Origin of the sequence: Nocardia sp. NPDC101769, from assembly GCF_044766925.1 — a bacterium.
Taxonomy (GTDB): Bacteria; Actinomycetota; Actinomycetes; order Mycobacteriales; family Mycobacteriaceae; genus Nocardia.
Genome location: NZ_JBIWMX010000047.1, coordinates 12,440 through 34,911 on the forward strand (window position 1 = coordinate 12,440; position 22,472 = coordinate 34,911).

The 22,472-nt window shown below is 70.4% G+C and carries 1 protein-coding gene (cut by a window edge); it reads left to right on the top strand.

Annotated elements, in window-relative coordinates:
• Positions 1-22,472 carry part of the coding region annotated (locus ACIRRA_RS41350; RefSeq protein WP_402780118.1) for a non-ribosomal peptide synthase/polyketide synthase on the top strand (this coding region is incomplete at its 3' end). Its footprint extends 6,000 nt past the window's final position, so 22,472 of the 28,472 annotated nt are shown.

Below are 22,472 nucleotides of genomic sequence, written 5' to 3' on the forward strand. Positions count from 1 at the left end.
TTGGACCGGCTGGATTTCGGCGGCATCGGCGAAGCTGGCAGCGAAATCGCACCGGGATCGGGCGAACTTTTCCCGCTGTCGCCGGCGCAGCTCGGCATCTGGTATGCCCAGCACCTGGACCCGCAGGTCCCGATCAATATCGCCCAGTACGTGGAACTGCGCGGCGAACTCGACCTCGAGTTGCTGGAACGCGCCATGGTCCACGGCTCGGAGGAGTTCGGGTCGGGCTTCCTGCGCATCGTCGAGCGTGACGGCGAGCCCATGCAGATGGTGGACCACTCGCTGGACCGCACCATCTACCACGTCGATCTGAGCGATGAGGCCGATCCGGCCGCCGCGGCCCAGGCCTGGATGCGCGCCGACTACAGCGCCCCGCTGGACCTCACCCGGGACCGCCTCATCCGCACGGCCATGCTGAAGCTGGCCGACGGCCATTACTACTGGTACGCGCGCATCCACCACATCGTGCTGGACGGCTTCGGCGCGGTGACCTATATGACCCGCGTCGCCGAGCTGTACACCGCGTACGTGCAGGGCGTCGAGCCCGCACCGCACAAGCTGACCGACCTGCCCACCCTGGTCGAGCAGGAATTCGCCTACCGCGAGAGCAGCCGCTTCAAGTCCGACAAGGAGTACTGGGCCGAGCGGGTCGCCGGGCTCGAGGACGGCACCAGCCTGGTCGGCCGCTCCGCGCCGCCGGCCGCCATCAACCGGATCGCCACGGGCGCGCTCAGCGAGGATCAGAGCTCGCTGCTGGACGACGCCGTTGCGCGCCACGAGTCGTCGCCCGCGGGTCTGCTCATCGCCGGTTTCGCGGCCTATCTCGCGCAGTGGACCGGTAGCGAGGACGTCATCCTCAGCCTCCCGGTGACCGCGCGCACCACCGCGATCATGCGCCGCTCCGGCGGCGCCGCCTCGAACATCGTGCCGCTGCGCCTGCGCGTCGGCCACGGCGTGACCGTGACCGATCTGCTCAAGCAGGTGCAGGTGGAGGTCTCGGGTGCGCTGCGTCACCAGCGCTACCGCGCCGAGGACATTCGCCGCGACTCTACGGGCGAATTCACCGGGGGCGAGGTGGGCTCGCAATTCTTCGGCCCGTGGGTCAACATCATGTTGTTCCACAACGAGGTCGTGCTCGGTGACATCACCGGTGAATACAGCGTGCTGTCCACCGGTTCCATCGAGGATCTGGGCGTCAACTTCTACCAGTCGGTGAAGGGCACCCGGAATCACATCGATTTCGAGACCAACCCCAACCTGTACTCCGAGGACGAGACCGAGCGTCACCACGCGCGGTTCCTGGAGTTCTTCGACCGCTTCCTGGCGGCGGGGGAGGAGCAGCCCGTCTGGAGTCTGCCCATCACCACCGCGGCCGAGCGCACCCGCACCCTGGTGGAGTGGAACTCCGCCGCGTACGAGGTGCCGGTCACCACGCTGCCGGCATTGCTGGACAAGCAGATTCCGCTGACGCCGGACAATGTCGCCGTCGAGTTCGAGGGCGAGCAGCTCACCTACGCCGAGTTCGGGGCGCGCGTCAATCGCCTGGCCCGCTTCCTCATCGCGGACGGCGTCGGCCCGGAATCGCTGGTCGCCCTGGGCATGCGCCGCTCGCTCGACCTGGTCATCGGCATGCACGCGGTGCTGCGCGCCGGTGGCGCGTACGTGCCGATCGACCCGGACCACCCGGCCGACCGCACCGCCTACATCCTCGAGTCCGCGGCACCGGTCTGTGTGCTGACCACCGCCCGCGACGAGCTCGAGCTACCGGCCGAGTTCGATGACCGCTCCGCAAGCTCCGCGGCTGGAGCGCGGCGCTTGGAGATCGACACGCTCGACGTCTCGGGCTTCTCTGCGGAGCCGGTGACCGATGTGGACCGCCTGGCCCCGCTGCGCCCGGACAACACCGCCTACGTCATCTACACCTCGGGTTCGACCGGCCGCCCCAAGGGTGTCGCCGTCACCCACCACGCCATCGTCAATCAAGAGCTGTGGATGCTCGACGAGTATCCGCTCACCGAAGACGATGTCTACCTGCAGAAGACCGCCACCACCTTCGACGTGTCGCTGTGGGGCTACTTCATGCCGCTGCTGGTGGGCGCGAAGCTCGTCGTGGCGACCCCGGACGGCCACCGCGATCCGCTGTACGTGGCGGAGATGATCGAGCGCCACGGCGTCACGGTCACCGACTTCGTGCCGTCCATGCTGACGGTTTTCGTCGCGCACGCCACCCGGGCCCAGTGTGCCTCGCTGAAGTACGTTTTCGTGATCGGTGAGGCGCTGCCGCCGGAGACCGGCGCGGGCTTCCGCGAGATCACCTCGGCCGGGCTGCACAACCTGTACGGCCCCACCGAGGCCGCGGTCTCGGTCACCTACTGGGAGAACACCGCCGCCGACACCGTCACGGTGCCGATCGGTCTGCCCGAGTGGAATGTCGAAGTCTACGTTCTGGATTCGCGACTGCGGCCCGCCGCCGTCGGCGCCGCGGGTGAGCTCTATCTAGCGGGCCGTCAGCTGGCGCGCGGGTACAAGGGCCGCCCGGATCTGACCTCCGATCGCTTCGTCGCGAACCCGTTGTCGCCCAACGGTGAACGCATGTACCGCACTGGTGACCTCGTCCGCTGGAACGACGCAGGGGCCCTGGAGTACATCGGCCGCACCGACTTCCAGGTGAAGTTCCGCGGCCAGCGCATCGAGCTCGGCGAGATCGAGACCGACCTGCTGGCCCACCCGACCGTCAGCCAGGCCGCCGTCCTGGTCATGGACACCGCCACCGGTCAGCAGCTGGTCGCGTACGTGGTCCCGGTCCCCGGCCAGTCGATCGATCCGGCCGAGCTGACCCGTTTCGCCGCCGAGAAGCTGCCGTCCTACATGGTTCCGGCGTCGATCATGGTGCTGGACGCCTTCCCGCTCAACACCTCCGGCAAGCTGGACCGCAAGGCCCTGCCGGAGCCGGTGTTCAGCGCCGATGCCGCTGGCTACCGCGCGCCGCGCACCGCCGCCGAGGAGATCGTGGCGGGCGTGTTCGCCGATGTGCTCGGCCACGACCGGGTCGGCGTCGACGACAACTTCTTCGATCTGGGCGGCAACTCACTGGTCGCCACCCAGGTGGTGGCCCGCATCTCGGCCGCGTTCAGCACCCGCCTGGGTGTGCGCGCGCTGTTCGAGACCCCGACCGTGGCGGGCCTCGCCGCGCGGGTGGAAGCCGCTGGGCCGTCCGATGTTTCGCGTACCCCGCTGGTGGCGCAGGAGCGCCCGGACCGGGTGCCGCTGTCGCTGGCGCAGCAGCGCATGTGGTTCCTCAACCAGTTCGACCCGAATGTCCCCACCTACAACCTGCCCTTCGTGGTGCGGTTGCGCGGACAGGTCGATATCGAGGCCCTGCAGCTGGCGCTGGCCGATGTGGTCGCGCGCCAGGAATCCCTGCGCACCATCTTCCCCGAGTCCGGCGACGGCGGCTTCCAGCAGGTGCTGCCGATGTCCGAGGTGGAGCTGGGCATCGAGGTCATCGATCTCGCCGAGGCCGAATTGCCGTCCGCGCTGGCGGAATTCGCCTCCGCCGGTTTCGATGTCTCGACTCAGCTGCCGATTCGCGTGCGTGTGTTCCGGGTCGCCGGTGCGGCGGCGCTCGATGCCGACGAGGTCGATCTCGCGGTCGCCTTCGTGGTGCATCACATTGCGGCGGACGGCTTCTCGTTCGGGCCGCTCTCGCGCGACATGACCGCCGCCTACCTGGCGCGTGTGGCCGGTCAGGAGCCCGCGTGGGTGCCGCTGCCGGTGCAGTACCAGGACTTCAGCATCTGGCAGCGCGAGGTGCTCGGTTCGGAATCCGATGCCGAGTCCATGGCCGCCCGCCAGATCGCCTACTGGCGAGGTGCGTTGGCCGGGCTGCCGGATCAGCTGGACCTGCCGGCCGACCGGCAGCGTCCGCCGGTGCAGAGCTTCCACGGCTCCCGCGTCACCTTCGACATTCCGGCCGAGCTGCACTCCCGGCTGGCGGGTTTGGCGCGCGCCCAGGGTGTTTCGCTGTTCATGGTCATGCACAGCGCGCTGGCGGTGCTGCTGGCCCGGCTCTCGGGCACCGGCGACATCGCCATCGGCACCCCGGTCGCCGGTCGCGGTGAGCAGGCGCTCGACGACCTGATCGGCATGTTCGTCAACACCCTGGTGCTGCGTTCGGAGGTGGATGGGGCCGAGCGCTTCACCGACTTCCTGGCCCGCACCCGGGAGACCGATCTGGCGGCCTTCGCCAATACCGATGTCCCGTTCGAGCGGCTGGTCGAGGTGCTCAACCCGACCCGTTCGCAGGCCCGGCACCCGCTGTTCCAGGTCATGCTGTCGTTCCAGGAGATGTCGCACGGCTCCATGGAACTGCCCGGCCTCACCGTCTCCGCGGACGAGCTCGAGGTCGACATCGCCAAGTTCGACCTGCAGTGGACGCTGACCGAGCAGCGCGGCCTGGCCGGTGAGCCGGCCGGACTGTCGGTGGTGCTGTCCTACGCCACCGATCTGTTCGACGCCTCGACCGTGGCCGAGTTCGGGCAGCGCTACCTGCGCGTGCTGGAGACCGCCGTCGCCGCGCCGGACACCGTGGTGCGCGATATCGACGTCCTCGACGCCGGTGAGCGCGAGACCGTGCTGCACGCGTGGAACCACACCGCGCGCGAACTGCCCTCCGCCGCAACCGTTCTCGACCTGTTCGAGCGGCAGGTCCGGATCCGGCCGGACGCCACCGCGCTGATCTTCGATCCGGGCGAGCGCAGCGGCAGCATGTTCGGCCCCGCCGAGGAGCTGAGCTACGCGGAGTTCTCCGCGCGCGTGAATCGCCTGGCGCGCAGGCTGATCGACGCCGGCGTGGGCCCGGAGTCCCTGGTCGCGGTGGGCATCCGCCGCTCGGTGGACATGCTGGTCGCCATCTACGCCACCCTCACCGCGGGCGGCGGCTACGTGCCGATCGACCCGGACCACCCGGCCGAGCGCACCGACTACGTGTTGCGCACCGCCGAGCCGGTGGTGCTGCTCACCACCGCCGACGATGCCGTGGAATCCTCGGATTGCCCGGTGCTGCACCTGGATTCGCTGGATCTGGCCGACTACAGCGCCGCTCCTGTCACCGATGCGGACCGGCTGGCGCCGCTGCGGCCGGCCAATGCCGCCTACGTGCTGTTCACCTCCGGCTCGACCGGCCGCCCCAAGGGCGTGGCCATCCCGCATGCCGCGGTGCTCAACCAGATCGCCTGGATCACCCGCGAATACGACATCGACGACACCGATGTGATCCTGCAGAAGACGCCGGTCACCTTCGACGTCTCGGTGTGGGAGCTGTTCGGCTCGCTGGCCGTGGGCGCGCAGCAGGTCATCGCCGCGCCGGACGGCCACCGCGATCCGATGTACCTGTCGGAGGTCATCGGCCGGCACCGGGTCACCATGACCTCGTTCGTGCCGTCCATGCTGAGCGTGTTCGCCTCCAGCGCCTCGTCGGCCGAATGCCTGTCGCTGCGTGCGGTGCTGGTCGCCGGTGAGGCGCTGCCGCCGGCCACCGTGACCGCTTTCCGCCGCTTCTCCACAGCGGCCGTGCACAACCTGTACGGCCCGACCGAGTTCACCGTGCACGCCACCTACGCGCCCATCGACGCACCCGTGGTCACCTCGGTGCCCATCGGCCGCCCGGTGTGGAACGCGCAGACCTATGTGCTGGACGAGGGCCTGCGCCCGGTGCCGGCGGGCGTCCCGGGTGAGCTCTACCTGGGCGGTGTCCAGGTGGCGCGCGGCTACTTCGGCCGACCGGACCTGAGCGCCGAGCGCTTCGTCGCCAACCCCTACGGCGAGCCGGGTTCGCGCCTGTACCGCACCGGTGACCTGGTGCGCTGGAACCATGGGCGCTCCGCAGGCTCCGCGCCCGCGGGCGGAATCGACCACGGCATTCTCGAATACATCGGCCGCACCGACTTCCAGGTGAAGTTCCGCGGCCAGCGCATCGAGCTCGGCGAGATCGAGACCGCGCTGCTGGACCACCCCAAGGTGCAGCAGGCCGTGGTGCTCGTCATCGACACCGTGGCCGGCGATCAGCTGGTCGCCTACATCGTGGCCGGCGGCCCGGTGGATCTGGACGGCGTCAAGACCTCGCTGCAGCGCACCCTGCCCGCCTACATGGTGCCGGGTTCGATCATGGTGCTGGACGCGTTCCCGGTGAACGCCTCCGGCAAGCTGGACCGCCGCGCGCTGCCCGCGCCGCGCTTCGAGGTGCGCGAATTCCGTGCTCCGACAACGCCGATCGAGGAGATCGTCGCCCAGATCTTCGGCGAGGTGCTGGGCATCGCCCGGGTCGGCGTCGACGACGACTTCTTCGAACTGGGCGGCAACTCGCTCATCGCCACCCAGGTGGCGACCCGGCTGGGTACGGCCCTCGACACCCGTGTGCCGGTGCGCATGCTGTTCGAGGCCGCCACCGTGGAAGCCCTGGCGGCCCGGGTGGAATCGCATGTCGGCGACGGCGGCCGCAAGGCCCTGGTGGCCCGCGAGCGGCCCAGCGAGGTCCCGCTTTCACTGGCGCAGCAGCGCATGTGGTTCCTCAACCGCTTCGACACCGCCTCGGCGGTGAACAACATCCCGGTCGCCATCCGGCTCTCCGGTGAGCTCGATATCGCGGCCCTGCAGGTCGCGGTCATCGACGTGATCGACCGCCACGAGTCGTTGCGCACCGTCTTCCCGGAGACCGCGCACGGTCCGGTGCAGCGGGTGCTGGACGCCGCGCAGATCGTGCCCGACCTGACGCCGGTGCCGGTCACCGAGTCGAATCTGATCGACCACCTGGTCGAGCTGGCCACCATGGCCTTCGACGTCACCGACGAAGTGCCCCTGCACGCCGCGCTTTTCGAGATCAGCGAGACCGAGTACATCCTCGGCATGGTGGTCCACCACATCAGCGCCGACGGCTGGTCCATGGGCCCGCTGGCCCGCGACGTCATGGTGGCCTACGCCGCCCGCACCTCATGGGAGGCCCCGGCCTGGGCGGAACTGCCGGTGCAGTACGCCGACTACGCGCTCTGGCAGCGCGAGGTGCTCGGCTCCGAGGACGACCCGGATTCGCTGATCGCCAAGCAGATCCGCTACTGGACCGACGCGCTCGCCGATCTGCCGGACGAGCTGGTGCTGCCCGCCGACCGGCAGCGTCCGGCCGTGGCCAGCTACCAGGGTGGCACCTATCCGTTCGCCATCTCCGCCGAAACCCAGCAGGCGCTGGTGGATCTGGGCCGCCGGCACAATGCCTCGCTGTTCATGGTCATGCACAGCGCGCTCGCGGTACTGCTGGCCCGCCTGTCCGGAACCGGCGACATCGCCATCGGCACCCCGGTGCACGGCCGCGGTGAGGCCGCGCTCGACGACCTGATCGGCATGTTCGTCAACACCCTGGTGCTGCGCACCGAGGTGGACGGCAGCGAGACCTTCGCCGATCTGCTGGCCCGCTCCCGCGATACCGACCTGCACGCCTTCGCGCACGCGGATGTGCCGTTCGAGCGGCTGGTCGAGGTGCTCAACCCGGCCCGCTCGCAGGCCCGCCACCCGCTGTTCCAGGTCATGCTGACCTTCCAGAACACCCGGCAGGCGAGTCTGGAACTGCCCGGGCTCTCGGTCAACGGCATCGACTACGACGCCCGCCTGGCCAAGTTCGACCTGCAGCTGACCCTGCAGGAGGCGCAGGACGACCACGGCGAGAACGCCGGCATGTCCGCCGAGATCTCCTACGCGCTGGACCTTTTCGACGAGCCCACCATCGCGGCCTTCGCGCACCGCCTGGACCTGATCCTGGCAGCCGTTGTCGCGGACCCGGACCGGAGGCTCGGCGATATCGACCTGCTGGTCGCCGACGAGCGCGAGCGCGTGCTCGACGAGTGGAACGACACCGCGTTCAACCTGGCGCGGGTGCTGCCCGCGCTGCCGGAGGGTGAGGCGGCGACGCTGGTGTCGCTCTTCGAGGCACAGGCTCTGACCAGCCCCGATGCGCCTGCCGTGGAGTTCGAGGGGACGGGTCTGTCCTACGCCGAGTTCTCGGCGCGGGTGCACAAGCTGGCCCGCAAGCTCATCGCCCAGGGCGTGGGCGCGGAATCGCATGTGGCGCTGGCCATCCGGCGCTCGCTGGATCTGGTCGTCGCCATGTACGCGGTGCTGGAGGCCGGTGGCGCGTACGTGCCGCTGGATCCGGATCAGCCCGACGAGCGCATCGACTACGTGCTCGACACCGCGCGCCCGGTCGCGATCCTCACCACCGGCCGCGACGATTTCGTCACCGGCCGCAATGTGCCGGTGCTCGAGGTCGACACGCTGAACCTGGAGGCCTACTCCGACGCGCCGATCACGGATGCCGAACGGGGACAGGAGATCCGGCCCGAGCACACGGCCTACGTCATCTTCACGTCCGGTTCGACCGGCCGCCCGAAGGGCGTCGCGGTCGAGCACGGTGCGATCGTGAACCGCCTGCTGTGGATGCAGCACGAGTACCCGATCGACGCGAACGACGCTGTCCTGCAGAAGACCCCGGCCACCTTCGACGTGTCGGTGTGGGAGTTCTTCTGGCCCCTGCAGACCGGCGCCCGCCTGGTGGTCGCCAGGCCGGACGGCCACCGCGACCCGGTGTACCTGGCCCAGGTCATCGCCGAGACCGGCATCACCACGGCCCACTTCGTGCCGTCGATGCTGTCGGTGTTCGTCGCCACCCTCGGCAACGAGAACGGCGACTCCTCGCTCCCCGCACCGCGTTTGCGGCAGGTGTTCGCCTCGGGTGAGGCGCTGCCCGCGCCGACCGCGCAGAAGCTGCGCGAGCTCACCGGCGCGCGCCTGCACAACCTGTACGGCCCGACCGAAGCGGCCGTCGACGTCACCTACCACGAGGTCGTGGACACCGACACCGTGTTCGTGCCGATCGGCCGCCCGGTGTGGAACACCGAGACCTACGTGCTCGACGCCCGCCTGCACCCGGTCGCGCCGGGTGTCGCGGGTGAGCTCTATCTGGCGGGCGATCAGCTGGCGCGCGGCTACCTCGGTCGCCCCGACCTGTCGGCGGATCGCTTCGTCGCCAACCCGTTCGTCTCCGGCGACCGCATGTACCGCACCGGTGACCTGGTCTCCTGGACCGCCGACGGTGAGCTGAACTACCTGGGCCGCACCGACTTCCAGGTGAAGCTGCGCGGTCTGCGCATCGAGCTGGGTGAGATCGAGGCCGCGCTGCTGGCGCAGCCGGGCGTCGCCCAGTCGGTCGTGGTGGTGCGCACCGACGCGCACGCCGGTGACCAGCTGGTCGGCTATGTGGTGCGCGAGCCCGAGGCGGTCGTGGACGTCGACGCGGTCAAGGCCGCGCTGAGCGGCTCGCTGCCCGCCTACATGGTCCCGGCCGCGCTCGTGGTGCTGGACGCCTTCCCGGTCAACGCCTCCGGCAAGCTGGACCGCCGGGCCCTGCCCGCGCCGGTCTTCGAGGCCAAGCGCTTCCGCGCCCCCTCGACCCCGATCGAGGAGATCATCGCGCAGATCTTCGCCGACCTGCTCGGCGTCGAGCGCGTCGGCGTGGACGACGACTTCTTCGAGCTGGGCGGCAACTCGCTGGTCGCCACCCAGGTGGTGGCCCGCCTGGCCGCCGCGCTGAACGCCGAGATCGGCGTGCGTGTGCTGTTCGAGGCCCCGACCGTGGCCGCGCTGGCGGCCCGCGTCGAGTCGCACGCGGGAACCGGTGTGCGCCAGGCGCTCACGGTTCGGTCCCGGCCGGAGTACCCGCCGCTGTCGCTGGCGCAGCAGCGCATGTGGTTCCTCAACCGGTTCGATCCGGAATCGGCCGCCAACAACATCCCGGCGGCCGTACGGCTCACCGGCGCACTGGATCTCGACGCCATGCGCGGGGCCATCGCCGACGTGGTGGCGCGGCACGAGTCGCTGCGCACCCTCTACCCGTCGCACGAGGGCGTCGCCTACCAGAAGGTGCTGCCCACCGGCCGCGCCATCCCCGAGCTGGATGTGCTGGACGTGACCGAGGGCGAATTGTTCGCCGCGGTCTACGACTTCGCCGCCCGCGGCTTCGACGTCACCACCGAAACCGCCGTCCGCCTGCGCGCCTATCGCCTCGCGGCCGACGATCACGTGCTGGTGCTGGTGGCCCACCACATCGCCGCCGACGGTTTCTCCATGAACCCGCTGGTGCGCGACCTCATGACCGCCTACATCGCGCGCAGCAACGGCGAGACCCCGGGCTGGACCGAACTGCCGGTGCAGTACGCGGATTACGCGCTGTGGCAGCGGGAAACGCTGGGCTCGGAAGAGGATCCGCGCTCGCTCATCACCGAGCAGCTCGACTACTGGCGCGACACCCTGTTCGGCCTGCCGGACGAGCTGCGCCTGTCGGCCAAGCCGCGCCCGGCCGTCGCGTCCTACGACGCCGGCACCCACCGGTTCCAGGTGCCCGGCGAGCTCATCGCCGGGCTGAACCGAGTGGCGCAGTCCAACGGCACCACCCTGTTCATGGTGGTGCACAGTGCTTTCGCCGCGCTGCTGGCGCGACTGAGCGGCACCGAGGACATCGCGGTCGGCATTCCGGTGGCGGGCCGTGGCGAGCAGGCGCTCGACGACCTCGTCGGTATGTTCGTCAACACCCTGGTGCTGCGGTCGCCGGTCGACACCGGCACCAGCTTCACCGACCTGCTGAAGACCGTGCGCGAGCGCGATCTGCAGGCCTTCGCCCACGCGGATGTGCCGTTCGAACGGCTGGTCGAGGTGCTCAACCCGGCCCGCTCGCAGGCCCGGCACCCGCTGTTCCAGGTCATGCTGTCGTTCCAGAACCTGGGCCGCACCTCGCTGGAACTACCGGGTCTGAGCGTGTCCGAGCTGGCCATCGACCAGCAGTCGGCCAAGTTCGATCTGCAGCTGACGCTCAGCGAGATCGTCGATGGCACCGCGGCGAGCCGCGAATTCGACACCGCGGCGAGCCGCGAATTCGATACCGCGGCGAGCCGCGAATTCGATACCGCGACCATGGATGCCGAGCTCGTCTACGCGACAGACCTTTTCGACGCGCAGTACGCCGGTGTCTTCGCGCAGCGCTTCGTCGCCATGCTCACCGCCGTGGCCGCGGACCCGACCCAGCTGGTCGGTGATGTCGAGCTGCTGAGCGACGCCGAGCGCCGCCAGCTGCTGGTCGGCTGGAACGAGACCGCGTTCGAACTCGTCGCCGCGCTGCCGGAGATCTCGGAAGGCGCTGCGGCGACGCTGGTTTCGCTGTTCGAGGCGCAGGTTGCGCTGACTCCCGAAGCGACCGCGGTCACGTTCGAGGGGACACCCGGGCGGAGCCCGGAAAACAAGACACAGTTGTCGTATGCCGAGTTCGCGGCGCGGGTCCGCAAGCTCGCGCGCTGGCTCATCGCCGAGGGCGTCGGCCCGGAATCCTTTGTGGCGCTGGGCATGCGCCGCTCCATCGACCTGGTCGCGGGCATGTACGCCGTCACCGTCGCCGGTGGTGCGTACGTGCCGCTGGATCCGGATCACCCGGCCGAGCGCACCCAGTACATCCTCGAGACCGCACAGCCGGTCTGCGTGCTGACCTCCGGCGACGACTTGGAAGGCGTTGACGCGCGCCAGGTCCGGATCGACGAGCTGGACCTGTCCGGCTTCGCCGACACCCCGGTCGCCGATGCCGAGCGCCGCTCGCCGCTGCGCCCGCAGAACACCGCGTACGTGATCTTCACGTCCGGCTCCACCGGCCGCCCCAAGGGTGTGGCCGTGAGCCACGCGGCCATCGTGAACCGTCTGGTGTGGATGCACGCCCAATACGGGCTGGCCGCCTACGACGTGGTCCTCCAGAAGACCCCCGCCACCTTCGACGTGTCGGTGTGGGAGTTCTTCTGGCCCTTGCAGGTCGGCGCGCGCCTGGTGGTCGCCAAGCCGGACGGCCATCGCGATCCGGCCTACCTGGCCGAGATCATCGTCCGCGAGGGCGTCACGGTCACCCACTTCGTGCCGTCCCTGCTGGCGGTCTTCGTGGCCACCCTGGCGGGCCAGGGATCGAATACCGTGGCCGCGGCCGACTGCGTCAGCCTGACCAATGTCTTCGCCTCCGGCGAGGGCCTGCCCGCGCCGACCGCGCAGAAGCTGCGCGAACTGACCGGCGCTCGCCTGCACAACCTGTACGGCCCCACCGAGGCCGCGGTCGACGTGACCTTCCACGAGGTCAACGACGCCGACCTGGCCTCGGTGCCGATCGGCGCGCCGGTCTTCAACACCCAGGTGTACGTGCTGGATTCGCGTCTGAGGCCGGTTCCGGTTGGTGTCGCGGGTGAGCTGTACCTGGCGGGCGATCAGCTGGCCACCGGCTATGTGGCGCGCCCCGACCTGACCGCGGATCGCTTCGTGGCCAACCCCTTCGGCGACGGCGCCCGCATGTACCGCACCGGTGACCTGGTCACCTGGACGGGCAATGGCGAGCTGGAGTACCTGGGCCGCACCGACTTCCAGGTGAAGCTGCGCGGTCTGCGTATCGAGCTCGGCGAGATCGAGTCGGCGCTCACCGCGCTGCCGTCGATCGCCCAGTCCGTGGTCGTCGTGCGCAACGACGAGCGCACCGGCGATCAGCTGGTCGCGTACCTGATCGCCGCCGACGGTCACCTGGACCTCGACGCGGTCAAGGACGAACTGTCCGAACGGCTTCCGGCCTACATGGTCCCGGCCGCCTTCATGGTGCTGGACGCCTTCCCGCTCAACGCCTCCGGCAAGCTGGACCGCAGGCAGCTACCCGCGCCGACGTTCGCCGCCAAGTCCTTCCGCGCCCCGGCCACGCCGGTGCAGCAGACCGTCGCCGGCACCATCGCCGACGTGCTCGGCCTGGACCGGGTCGGCCTGGACGACGACTTCTTCGAGCTCGGCGGCAACTCGCTGATCGCCACCCAGGTGATCGCGCGCCTGTCCGCTGCCCTGGACGCCGACATCCCGCTGCGCACCCTGTTCGAGGCCACCACCGTGGCTTCCCTTGCCGCGCAATTGGAATCGCGCGTCGGCACCGGGGCTCGCGCGGCGCTGGTCGCCCAGGAGCGCCCGGAGCTGGTGCCGCTGTCGCTCGCGCAGCAGCGCATGTGGTTCCTGAACCGCTTCGACAACCGCACCGCGGTCAACAACATCCCGGTGGCGCTGAAGCTCACCGGCCCGATGGACCCGGCCGCCTTCACCGCCGCCATCGGCGACGTGCTGGCCCGCCACGAGTCGCTGCGCACCATCTACCCCGAGGTCGAGGGCGATGGCTACCAGCGCATCCTGCCGCTGTCCGAGGTCGACTTCGAGGTGCGGACCGAAACCGTCACCGCGGCCGACCTGACCGCGCGCATCACGCAGCTCGCGAGCGTGTTCTTCGACGTCACCCGGGAACTGCCGTTCCGCGCGACGGTGCTCAGCCTGAGCGAGACGGTGCCCAATACGGTGGTCGCGGGGCCCTCTGTGGTTACGCAGGCCAGCGCGGAGAGGCGGAGCGACTCCTCCGGGCCTGACGCGCCCGCCGAGCACGTGGTCGTGCTGGTGCTGCACCACATCAGCGCGGATGGCGTCTCGCTGCGCCCGCTGCTGCGGGATGTGGTGGCCGCCTATCTGTCCCGCAGCACCGGCGAGGCCCCGGCCTGGTCGCCGCTGCCGGTGCAGTACGCCGACTACACGCTGTGGCAGCGCGAGATCCTCGGCGCGGAAACCGATTCCGAGTCCCTCGCGGCCCAGCAGATCGCCTACTGGACCGACCGGCTGGCCGACCTGCCCGAGCAGATCGAGCTGCCCGCCGACCGCCCGCGGCCGGAGATCGCCACCAATGCCGGTGGCACCTACGACTTCTCGATCGACGCCGAGCTGCATCGCGCCCTGACCGGCGTGGCCCGCGAGCACGACGTCACCCTGTTCATGCTGGTGCACGCCGCCCTGGCCACCTGGGCCGCGCGCCTGTCCCGCGCCACCGACATCGCCATCGGCACCCCCATCGCGGGCCGCGGCGAACGCGCGCTGGACGACCTGGTCGGCATGTTCGTCAACACCCTGGTGCTGCGCAGCGAGGTGCGGCCGGACGCCGCCTTCCGCGACCTGCTGGCCCAGGTGCGCCGTACCGACCTGGCCGCCTTCGCGCACGCCGATGTGCCGTTCGAGCGCCTCGTCGACGTGCTCAGCCCGGTCCGCTCGCAGGCGCACCACCCGCTGTTCCAGGTGGCGCTGACCTTCGAGGCCGCCGGGGCCAAGGACGCCGCGGCGGTCGCGCTGCCCGGCCTCGAGCTCGAGGTCGTCGAATTCGACCCGGGCACCGCCAAGTTCGACGTGCAGCTCACCGTGAGCGAGCGCGCCGACGGCTCGCTGGGCCTGTCCTGGAACTACGCCGCCGACCTGTTCGACGCCGAGACCGTCATCTCCTTCGCCGAGCGCCTGGTCCGCATCCTGCGCGCGGTCGCCGAGGATCCGGCCGCGCTCATCGGCGATATCGACCTGCTGGGCGAGGGCGAGCGCCACAATGTGGCCGAGCACTGGGTCTCCGCGGGCGAGGACATCGTCGCCCTGGCCCGGACCGCGCGGGCCGCGGTCGCCGACGCCGAACGCGCTGTCGCCGAGGGCACCTCGGGCATCGCGCCCGAGGCCGCCGCCCTGGTCGCGCTGGGCGCGTCCGCCGAGCGCCTGGCCAACCCGCTGGCCGCCCTGGCCAGCCCCTTCGTGGCGGCCGACGCCACCCTGTCGAGCCTGTTCGACCTGGCGGTGGCCGCGAATCCGGAGCGCGTCGCGGTGCGCTTCGGCGACGAGGGACTCAGCTACTTCGAGCTGGACCGCCGCGCGAATGTGCTGGCGCGCCGCCTGATCGGCGAGGGTGCGGGACCGGAATCGCTGGTCGCGGTGCTGCTGCCGCGTTCGGCGGATCTGGTGGTGGCGCTGCTGGCCGTGATCAAGACCGGTGCGGGCTACGTGCCGATCGATCCGACCTACCCGGCCGACCGCATCGCCTACGTGCTGTCGGACGCGCGGCCGACCAGTGTGATCACCGACTCGACCGTGCAGGTCGAGCTGCCGGCCGAGCTGAAGACCGTGCTGCTGGACGGGTTCTCGCTGGAGGCCGGCGATATCGTGGACGCGGCCGACGGGCCGGTCACCGATGCCGACCGCCGGGCCGCGCTGCGCCCGGACCACGTCGCCTACGTCATCTACACCTCCGGCTCCACCGGCCGCCCCAAGGGCGTGGCCGTGGCGCACCGGAATGTGGTGCGGCTCATGGCGAACACCGATCGCGAGTTCGGCTTCGGCCCCGACGACGTGTGGACCCTGTTCCACTCCTACGCGTTCGACTTCTCGGTGTGGGAGCTGTGGGGCCCGCTGCTCTACGGCGGCAAGCTCGTCGTGGTCGACTACTACGTCTCCCGCTCGCCCGAGCAGTTCCTGGAACTGCTGCGCCGCGAACAGGTCACGGTGCTCAACCAGACCCCGTCGGCCTTCTACCAGCTGGCCGAGGCGGACCGGATCGCCACCTCGGCGAGCCGAGAATCGGATACAGCCGCCGGTGACCAGCAGTCGCTGGCGCTGCGCTACGTCGTCTTCGGCGGTGAGGCGCTCGAGCTGCGCCGCCTCTCGGATTGGGTTGCCCGCCACGGAGATTCCACGCCGTACCTGGTGAACATGTACGGCATCACCGAGACCACCGTGCACGTGTCCGTGCGCGTGCTCGACGCCGACACCATCGCCGCCGCCACCGGTTCGGTGGTCGGCCGGGCCATCGCGGGCCTGCGCGTCTACGTCCTCGACGACCGCCTGCACCCGGTGCCGGTCGGTGTGGCGGGCGAAATGTACGTCGCCGGACCGCAGTTGGCGCGCGGCTACCTGGGCCGCCCGGACCTGTCCGCGGCCCGTTTCGTGGCGAGCCCCTTCGGGGTGCCGGGCGAGCGGCTGTACCGCTCCGGTGACGTGGCGCGCTGGAACCGCTTCGGTGAGCTCGAATACCTGGGCCGCGCCGACGACCAGGTCAAGGTGCGCGGTTTCCGCATCGAGCTCGGTGAGATCGAGTCCGCCGTGCTGGCCCAGCCGGGCGTGGCCCAGGCCGCGGTCATCGTGCGCGAGGACCAGCCGGGCGATCAGCGCATCGTGGCCTACGTGGTGCCGGCCGTCGCGAGCCGCGAAATGGAAACGGACGGCGTCTCCTTCGCTGCCGACGCCGTCCGCGACGGCGCGGCCGAGCTGCTGCCGTCCTACATGGTCCCGTCCGCGATCGTGGTGCTGGATCGAATCCCGTTGACCGTCAACGGCAAGCTGGACCGCCGGGCGCTTCCGGCCCCGGCCGCGCAGGCGCGGGCCTTCCGCGCCCCGGAGACCCCGGTGCAGGAGACGGTCGCCGCCGTCTTCGCCGAGGTCCTCGACCTGCCGCGGGTCGGCCTGGACGACGACTTCTTCGACCTGGGCGGCAACTCGCTCATCGCCACCCGTGTCGTATCGCGCATCGGCGCGGCCCTGGACACCACGGTCGCGGTGCGCACCCTGTTCGAGGCCAGCACCGTCGAGGCCCTGGCCGCACGCATCGAATCGCATGCCGACGGCGCGTCCCGCGCCAAGCTGGTGGCCCGCACCCGGACTGCCGGTGAGCTCGTGCCGCTCTCGTTCGCGCAGCAGCGCATGTGGTTCCTGAACCAGTACGACACCTCCTCGGCGGCCTACAACCTGCCGCTGGCCATCCGCCTTCGCTCCGTCGACCCGCGCTTCGGCGAACTCGACACCGCCGCACTGGAACTCGCGGTCGCGGATGTGGTCCGCCGCCACGAGTCGCTGCGCACCCGGTACCCGGAGCACGGCGGCACCCCGATGCAGGTGGTCGTCCCGGCCGAGGAGATCGCCCTCGATCTGCGGCCGGTCACGGTCGCGGCCGAGGACGTGACCGCCACCGTGACCGCCTTCGCCACGCTGGGCTTCGATGTGGCCGAACAGGTTCCGCTGCGCGCCCGCCTGTTCCGCGTCGGCGGCGAGGAGGCCACCGAGCACGTGCTCGTGGTGGTCGTGCACCACATCGCGGGTGACGGTTTCTCGATGTCCCCGCTGGCCCGCGACGTCATGGTCGCCTACACCGCGCGCAACCAGGGCGCGGTCCCGAGCTGGGCCCCGCTGGCCGTCCAGTACGCCGACTTCGCTGTCTGGCAGCGCGAAGTGCTGGGCTCGGAAGAGGATTCGTCCTCGATCATGGCCCGCCAGGTGGCCTACTGGCAGCGTGTGCTCGGCGGCGTGCCCGACGAGCTGGCCCTGCCCACCGACCGCCCGCGCCCGGCCATCGCCTCGCACCGCGGCGCGACGCTGCAGCGCACGCTGTCGCCGGAGCTCGTCGCGGCGCTGGAAGACGTTGCCCGACAGCGGGGTTCGTCGCTGTTCATGGTCATGCACAGCGCCCTCGCGGTGCTGCTGGCCCGGCTGTCCGGCGGCGACGACATCGCGGTCGGCACCCCGGTCGCCGGTCGCGGTGAGGCCGCGCTCGACGACCTGGTCGGCATGTTCGTCAACACCCTGGTGCTGCGCACCGGCATCGACCCGGCCGAATCGTTCACCGACCTGCTGGACCGCGTGCGGCACACCGACCTCGACGCCTTCGGCAATGCCGACGTGCCGTTCGAGCGGCTGGTGGAGCTGCTCGCGCCCGAGCGCTCGCAGGCCCGCAACCCGCTGTTCCAGGTCATGCTGGCCTTCCAGAACCTGGATCGCACCAGCATCGAGCTGCCGGGGCTGACCGTCTCCACACTCGACCTCGACGAGAGCATCTCCCGCTTCGACCTGCAGTTCACGCTCTCGGAGCAGGACTCCGGAATGGCGCTGGCGCTGACCTACGCCACCGACCTGTTCGACGCGGCTACCGCGGCCGGATTCGCGCAGCGCTGGGTGCGGGTGCTCGAGGCCGTCGCGGCCGACCCCGAGATCGGCGTCGGCGCGATCGACATCCTGGACCAGGACGAACGCGCCGATCTGGTGGCCCGTTTCGGCCTGCCCGCCGTCCCGGCGCGCACGCTGCCCGAGCTCATCGCCGACGCCGTCGCCATCGACCCGGCCGCGACCGCGGTCGTGTTCGAGGGGAGGAGTCTGTCCTACGGCGAGCTGGATGCCCGCTCGAACCGCCTGGCGCGCTTGCTCATCGAGCGCGGCATCGGCGCCGAGGATCTGGTCGCCGTGGCCGTGCCGCGGTCGGACGACTCCTACTTCGCCGAATGGGCGGTGTCCAAGACCGGTGCGGCCTTCGTGCCGGTGGACCCGAACTACCCCGCCGACCGCATCGCCCACATGGTCACCGACTCCGGTTCGCCGGTCGGTCTCACCGTGGCGTCGGTGCGCGCGGACATGCCGGACTCGGTCGAGTGGCTGGTGCTCGACGAGCTGGACCCGAATGGCTTCGCGGACACCGCGATCGCCGACGACGAACGGGCGCGCCCGCTGCGTCCGGAACACCCGGCCTACGTCATCTACACCTCCGGTTCCACCGGTGTGCCCAAGGGCGTCGTGGTCACCCATGCCGGTCTGGCCAACTTCAGCGTCGAGCAGGCCGAGCGGTATGCGCTCGACTCCTCCTCGCGCGCACTGCATTTCGCCTCGCCGTCGTTCGACGCGTCCATGCTGGAGTTCCTGCTCGCCATCGGCAAGGGCGGCACCCTGGTGGTCGTCCCGCCCGGCACCTACGGCGGCGAGGAGCTCGCCGAGCTGATCCGCCGCGAGCAGGCCACCCACGCCTTCATCACCCCGGCCGCGCTGTCCACCTTCGGACCGGCGGGCCTGGACTCGCTGCGCGTGCTGGTCGCCGGTGGTGAAGCCGTCCCGGCCGATCTGGTGGAGAAGTGGGCGGTGCCGATCGGAGAGGGGGCACAGTCGGACGGCACCGTTCGTGCCTTCCACAACGGGTACGGCCCGACCGAGACCACCATCATGACCAATATCAGCGATGCGCTGGTGCCGGGTGACCTGGTCACCATCGGCGGTCCCATCCGGGGCATGCAGTCGCTGATCCTCGACAACCGCCTGCGCCCCGTTCCGGTGGGTGTCGCGGGTGAGCTGTATCTGTCGGGTATTCAGCTGGCGCGCGGCTATCACGCGCGGCCGAGCCTGACCGCCGACCGGTTCGTCGCCAACCCGTATGCGGCGGGCGAGCGTATGTACCGCACCGGTGACGTGGTGCGGTGGACCCCGGACGGCTTGGTCGAGTACGTCGGTCGTTCCGACTTCCAGGTGAAGGTGCGTGGTTTCCGCATCGAGCTGGGCGAGATCGACGCCGCGCTGGCCTCGCACGAGTCCGTCGACTTCGCGGTCACCGTCGGCCACAAGAATGCCGCGGGCGCGACGTCGCTGGTGTCGTATGTGGTTGCCACGCCGGGTCATTCGATCGATGTGGCGGCCGTGACCGCGCACGTCGAGGGGCGTCTGCCCGCGTACATGGTGCCGTCCTCGGTCATGGTCATCGACCGGGTGCCGCTGACTCCGGTCGGCAAGCTGGACCGCCGGGCGCTGCCCGAGCCGGTCTTCGCCACCGAGGTCGTCTTCCGCGCCCCGCGCAATGCCCTCGAGCACACCATCGCCGAGGTCTTCGCCGAGGTGCTGGGCCTGGAGCGGGTCGGCATCGACGACTCGTTCTTCGCCCTGGGCGGTGACTCCATCGTCTCCATTCAGCTGGTGTCGCGGGCCAAGGCGCGCGGCGTGGTGTTCTCGCCGCGCGACGTGTTCGAGCAGCGCACCGTCTCCGGCCTGGCCGCCGTCGCGGAAACCACGGATGGCCAGGGCGATTCGGCCCCGCAGCTGACCGAGTTGCCGGGCGGCGGCGTCGGCGTCATGCCGTTGACCCCGGTGATCCGCTTCATGGCGGGCCGGCCGGGCGAGTTCGGCCGCTTCAACCAGACCATGGCGCTGGAACTGCCGATCGGTATCGATCGCGCGGGCATCGCCGCCACCGTCGGCGCGGTCATCGACCGCCACGACATGCTGCGGGCTCGCCTGCGCCGGGTGCCGGACGCGGATTGGATCGTCGAGACCGGCGCTCCCGGCACCGTCGACGCGGATTCGCTCATCGACCGCACCGAGTTCGACGCGGCCACCACCGACGAGCAGCTGCTCGAGATCGCCACGGCCGCACTGGATGCCACCCTCGACAAGCTGGATCCCGCTGCGGGACAGGTCATCCGGTTCGTATGGCTGGAGCCGTCCGACAACTCCCGGGCGGGACGCCTCGTGGTCGCCGGTCACCACCTCGTGGTCGACGGTGTCACCTGGCGAATCCTGGTGCCGGACTTCGTCGCCGCCTGGGGCCAGCTGTCCGCCGGGCAGACCCCCGAGCTGGTCGCCCCCGCCACCAGCATGCGCACCTGGGCGCACGCTCTCGAGCGGGAGGCCGCCACCGACGAGCGTGTCGCCGAACTGGACTTCTGGCGCACCGTCATCGAGGGTCCGGACCCGCTGCTCACCGAGCGCGCGATGGACCCGGCCGTGGATGTCACCGCCACTGTCGTCAAGCACCGCGTCGAGCTGTCGGCCGAGGCGACCAAGTCGTTGCTGACGACCGTGCCCGCGCTGTTCCATGGCGGCGTGAACGACGGTCTGCTGACCGCACTCGCCTTGGCGGTGGCCAAGTTCCGCGCTGCCAAGGGACTGGGGGAGAAGGCCGGGGGGCAGGACACAGCCCTCGTCCGGCTGGAGGGCCACGGTCGTGAGGAGGAGGTCGTGCCCGGCGCCGACCTGTCCCGCACGGTCGGCTGGTTCACCGCCATCTTCCCGGTGCGCTTCGACCTCTCGGGTATCGATGTGGACGCCGCCCTCACCGGCGGCCCCGCCATGGGCCGGGCCATCAAGGCCGTCAAGGAGCAGCTGCTCGCGGTGCCGGACAAGGGCATCGGTTACGGCCTGCTGCGCTACATGAACTCGGACACCGCGGGTCAGCTGCCCAAGCTGCTGCCGGGCCAGGTCAGCTTCAACTACCTGGGCCGGGTCAACGAGGGCGACGTGCCCGAGGCGCTGCGCGGCTTCGGCTGGATCCCGGCGCCCGAGTTGGCCGAGCTGGCGGGCGCCTACGACGCCGACATGCCGGCCATGGCCCCGATCGACATCAATGCCATCGTGGCCGGCGACAAGCTGACCGCGAACATCGGCTACCCGAGCACGCTGCTCTCCGCCGACGAGATCGCCGAGTTCGCGGCGCTGTGGACCGCCGCGCTGGAAGCCGTTGCGCGGCACGCGGAATCGGCGCAGGCAGGCGGGCACACCCCGTCCGACTTCGGTCTGGTGCGCGTCACCCAGCGCGATATCGACGGCTGGGAGAAGCAGTACGGTGCGCTGAACCAGGTGTGGCCGCTGTCCGCGCTGCAGGCCGGTCTGCTCTTCCACGCGCAGCTGGCGGCCACCTCGGTGGACGTCTACACCGCGCAGGCGGTGCTCACCCTCGAGGGCCGCGTCGACGCCGACCGGCTGCGCTCGGCCGCGCAGGCGCTCATCGAACGCCACGAAATTCTGCGCACCGCCTACGTGAACGACGCGTCGGGCGTGCCGGTGCAGGTGGTCATCGACGGCGTGAAGGTGGCGTGGACCAACCACAACCTCACCGATATCGCCGACGACGCCGCCCGGGCCACGCGGGCGGCGGAGATCATCGCCGCCGACCGCGTGCAGCGCTTCGACCTGACCGCGCCGCCGCTCATCCGCTACACCCTGGTGCGCACTGCCGCGAACAGCTACCAGCTGGCCGTGGCCAACCACCACATCCTGCTCGACGGCTGGTCCATGCCGCTGCTCATGCAGGACCTGCTGGTGCTGTACGCGACGCACTCCGACACCGCGGTGCTGCCGCCGGTGCGCTCCTACCGCCACTTCCTGGAATGGGTTGCGCAGCAGGACCGTCCGGCCTCGCTGGCGGCGTGGCAGCGGTCGCTGCACGGCGTCTCCGAGCCGACCCTGCTCACCCGCCCCGACGCGGGCCGCGAGATCACCGCCCTGTCCGGCGAGTACTTCTTCGACCTGGACGAGGCCGCGACCGCGCGCCTGACCGCGCTGGCCGCCGACCTCGGCGTCACCCCGAACACCGTGCTCCAGGTCGCCTGGGGCATCCTGCTCGGCCGCCTCACCGGCCGCGAGGACGTGCTCTTCGGCACCACGGTGTCCGGCCGTCCGGCCCAGCTGTCCGGCGTCGAGTCGATGGTGGGTCTGTTCATCAACACCGTGCCGGTGCGGGTCGCCTTCGACCCGGCCGAGCCGGCGAGCGCACTGCTCACCCGCACCCAGGGCGAGCAGGCCGATCTGCTCGACCACCACTACGTGGGCCTGGCCGATATCCAGACGGCCGCGGGCATCGGAGGGCTCTTCGACACCCTGGTCGTCTTCGAGTCCTATCCCGTCGACGCGGAGGGCATCCGGTCCCAGGCCGCCGATATCGACGGCATGGCCGTCACCGGCCTGGACGCCGCGGACGCCACCCACTACCCGCTGACCCTCATCGCCCAGCTCGACAC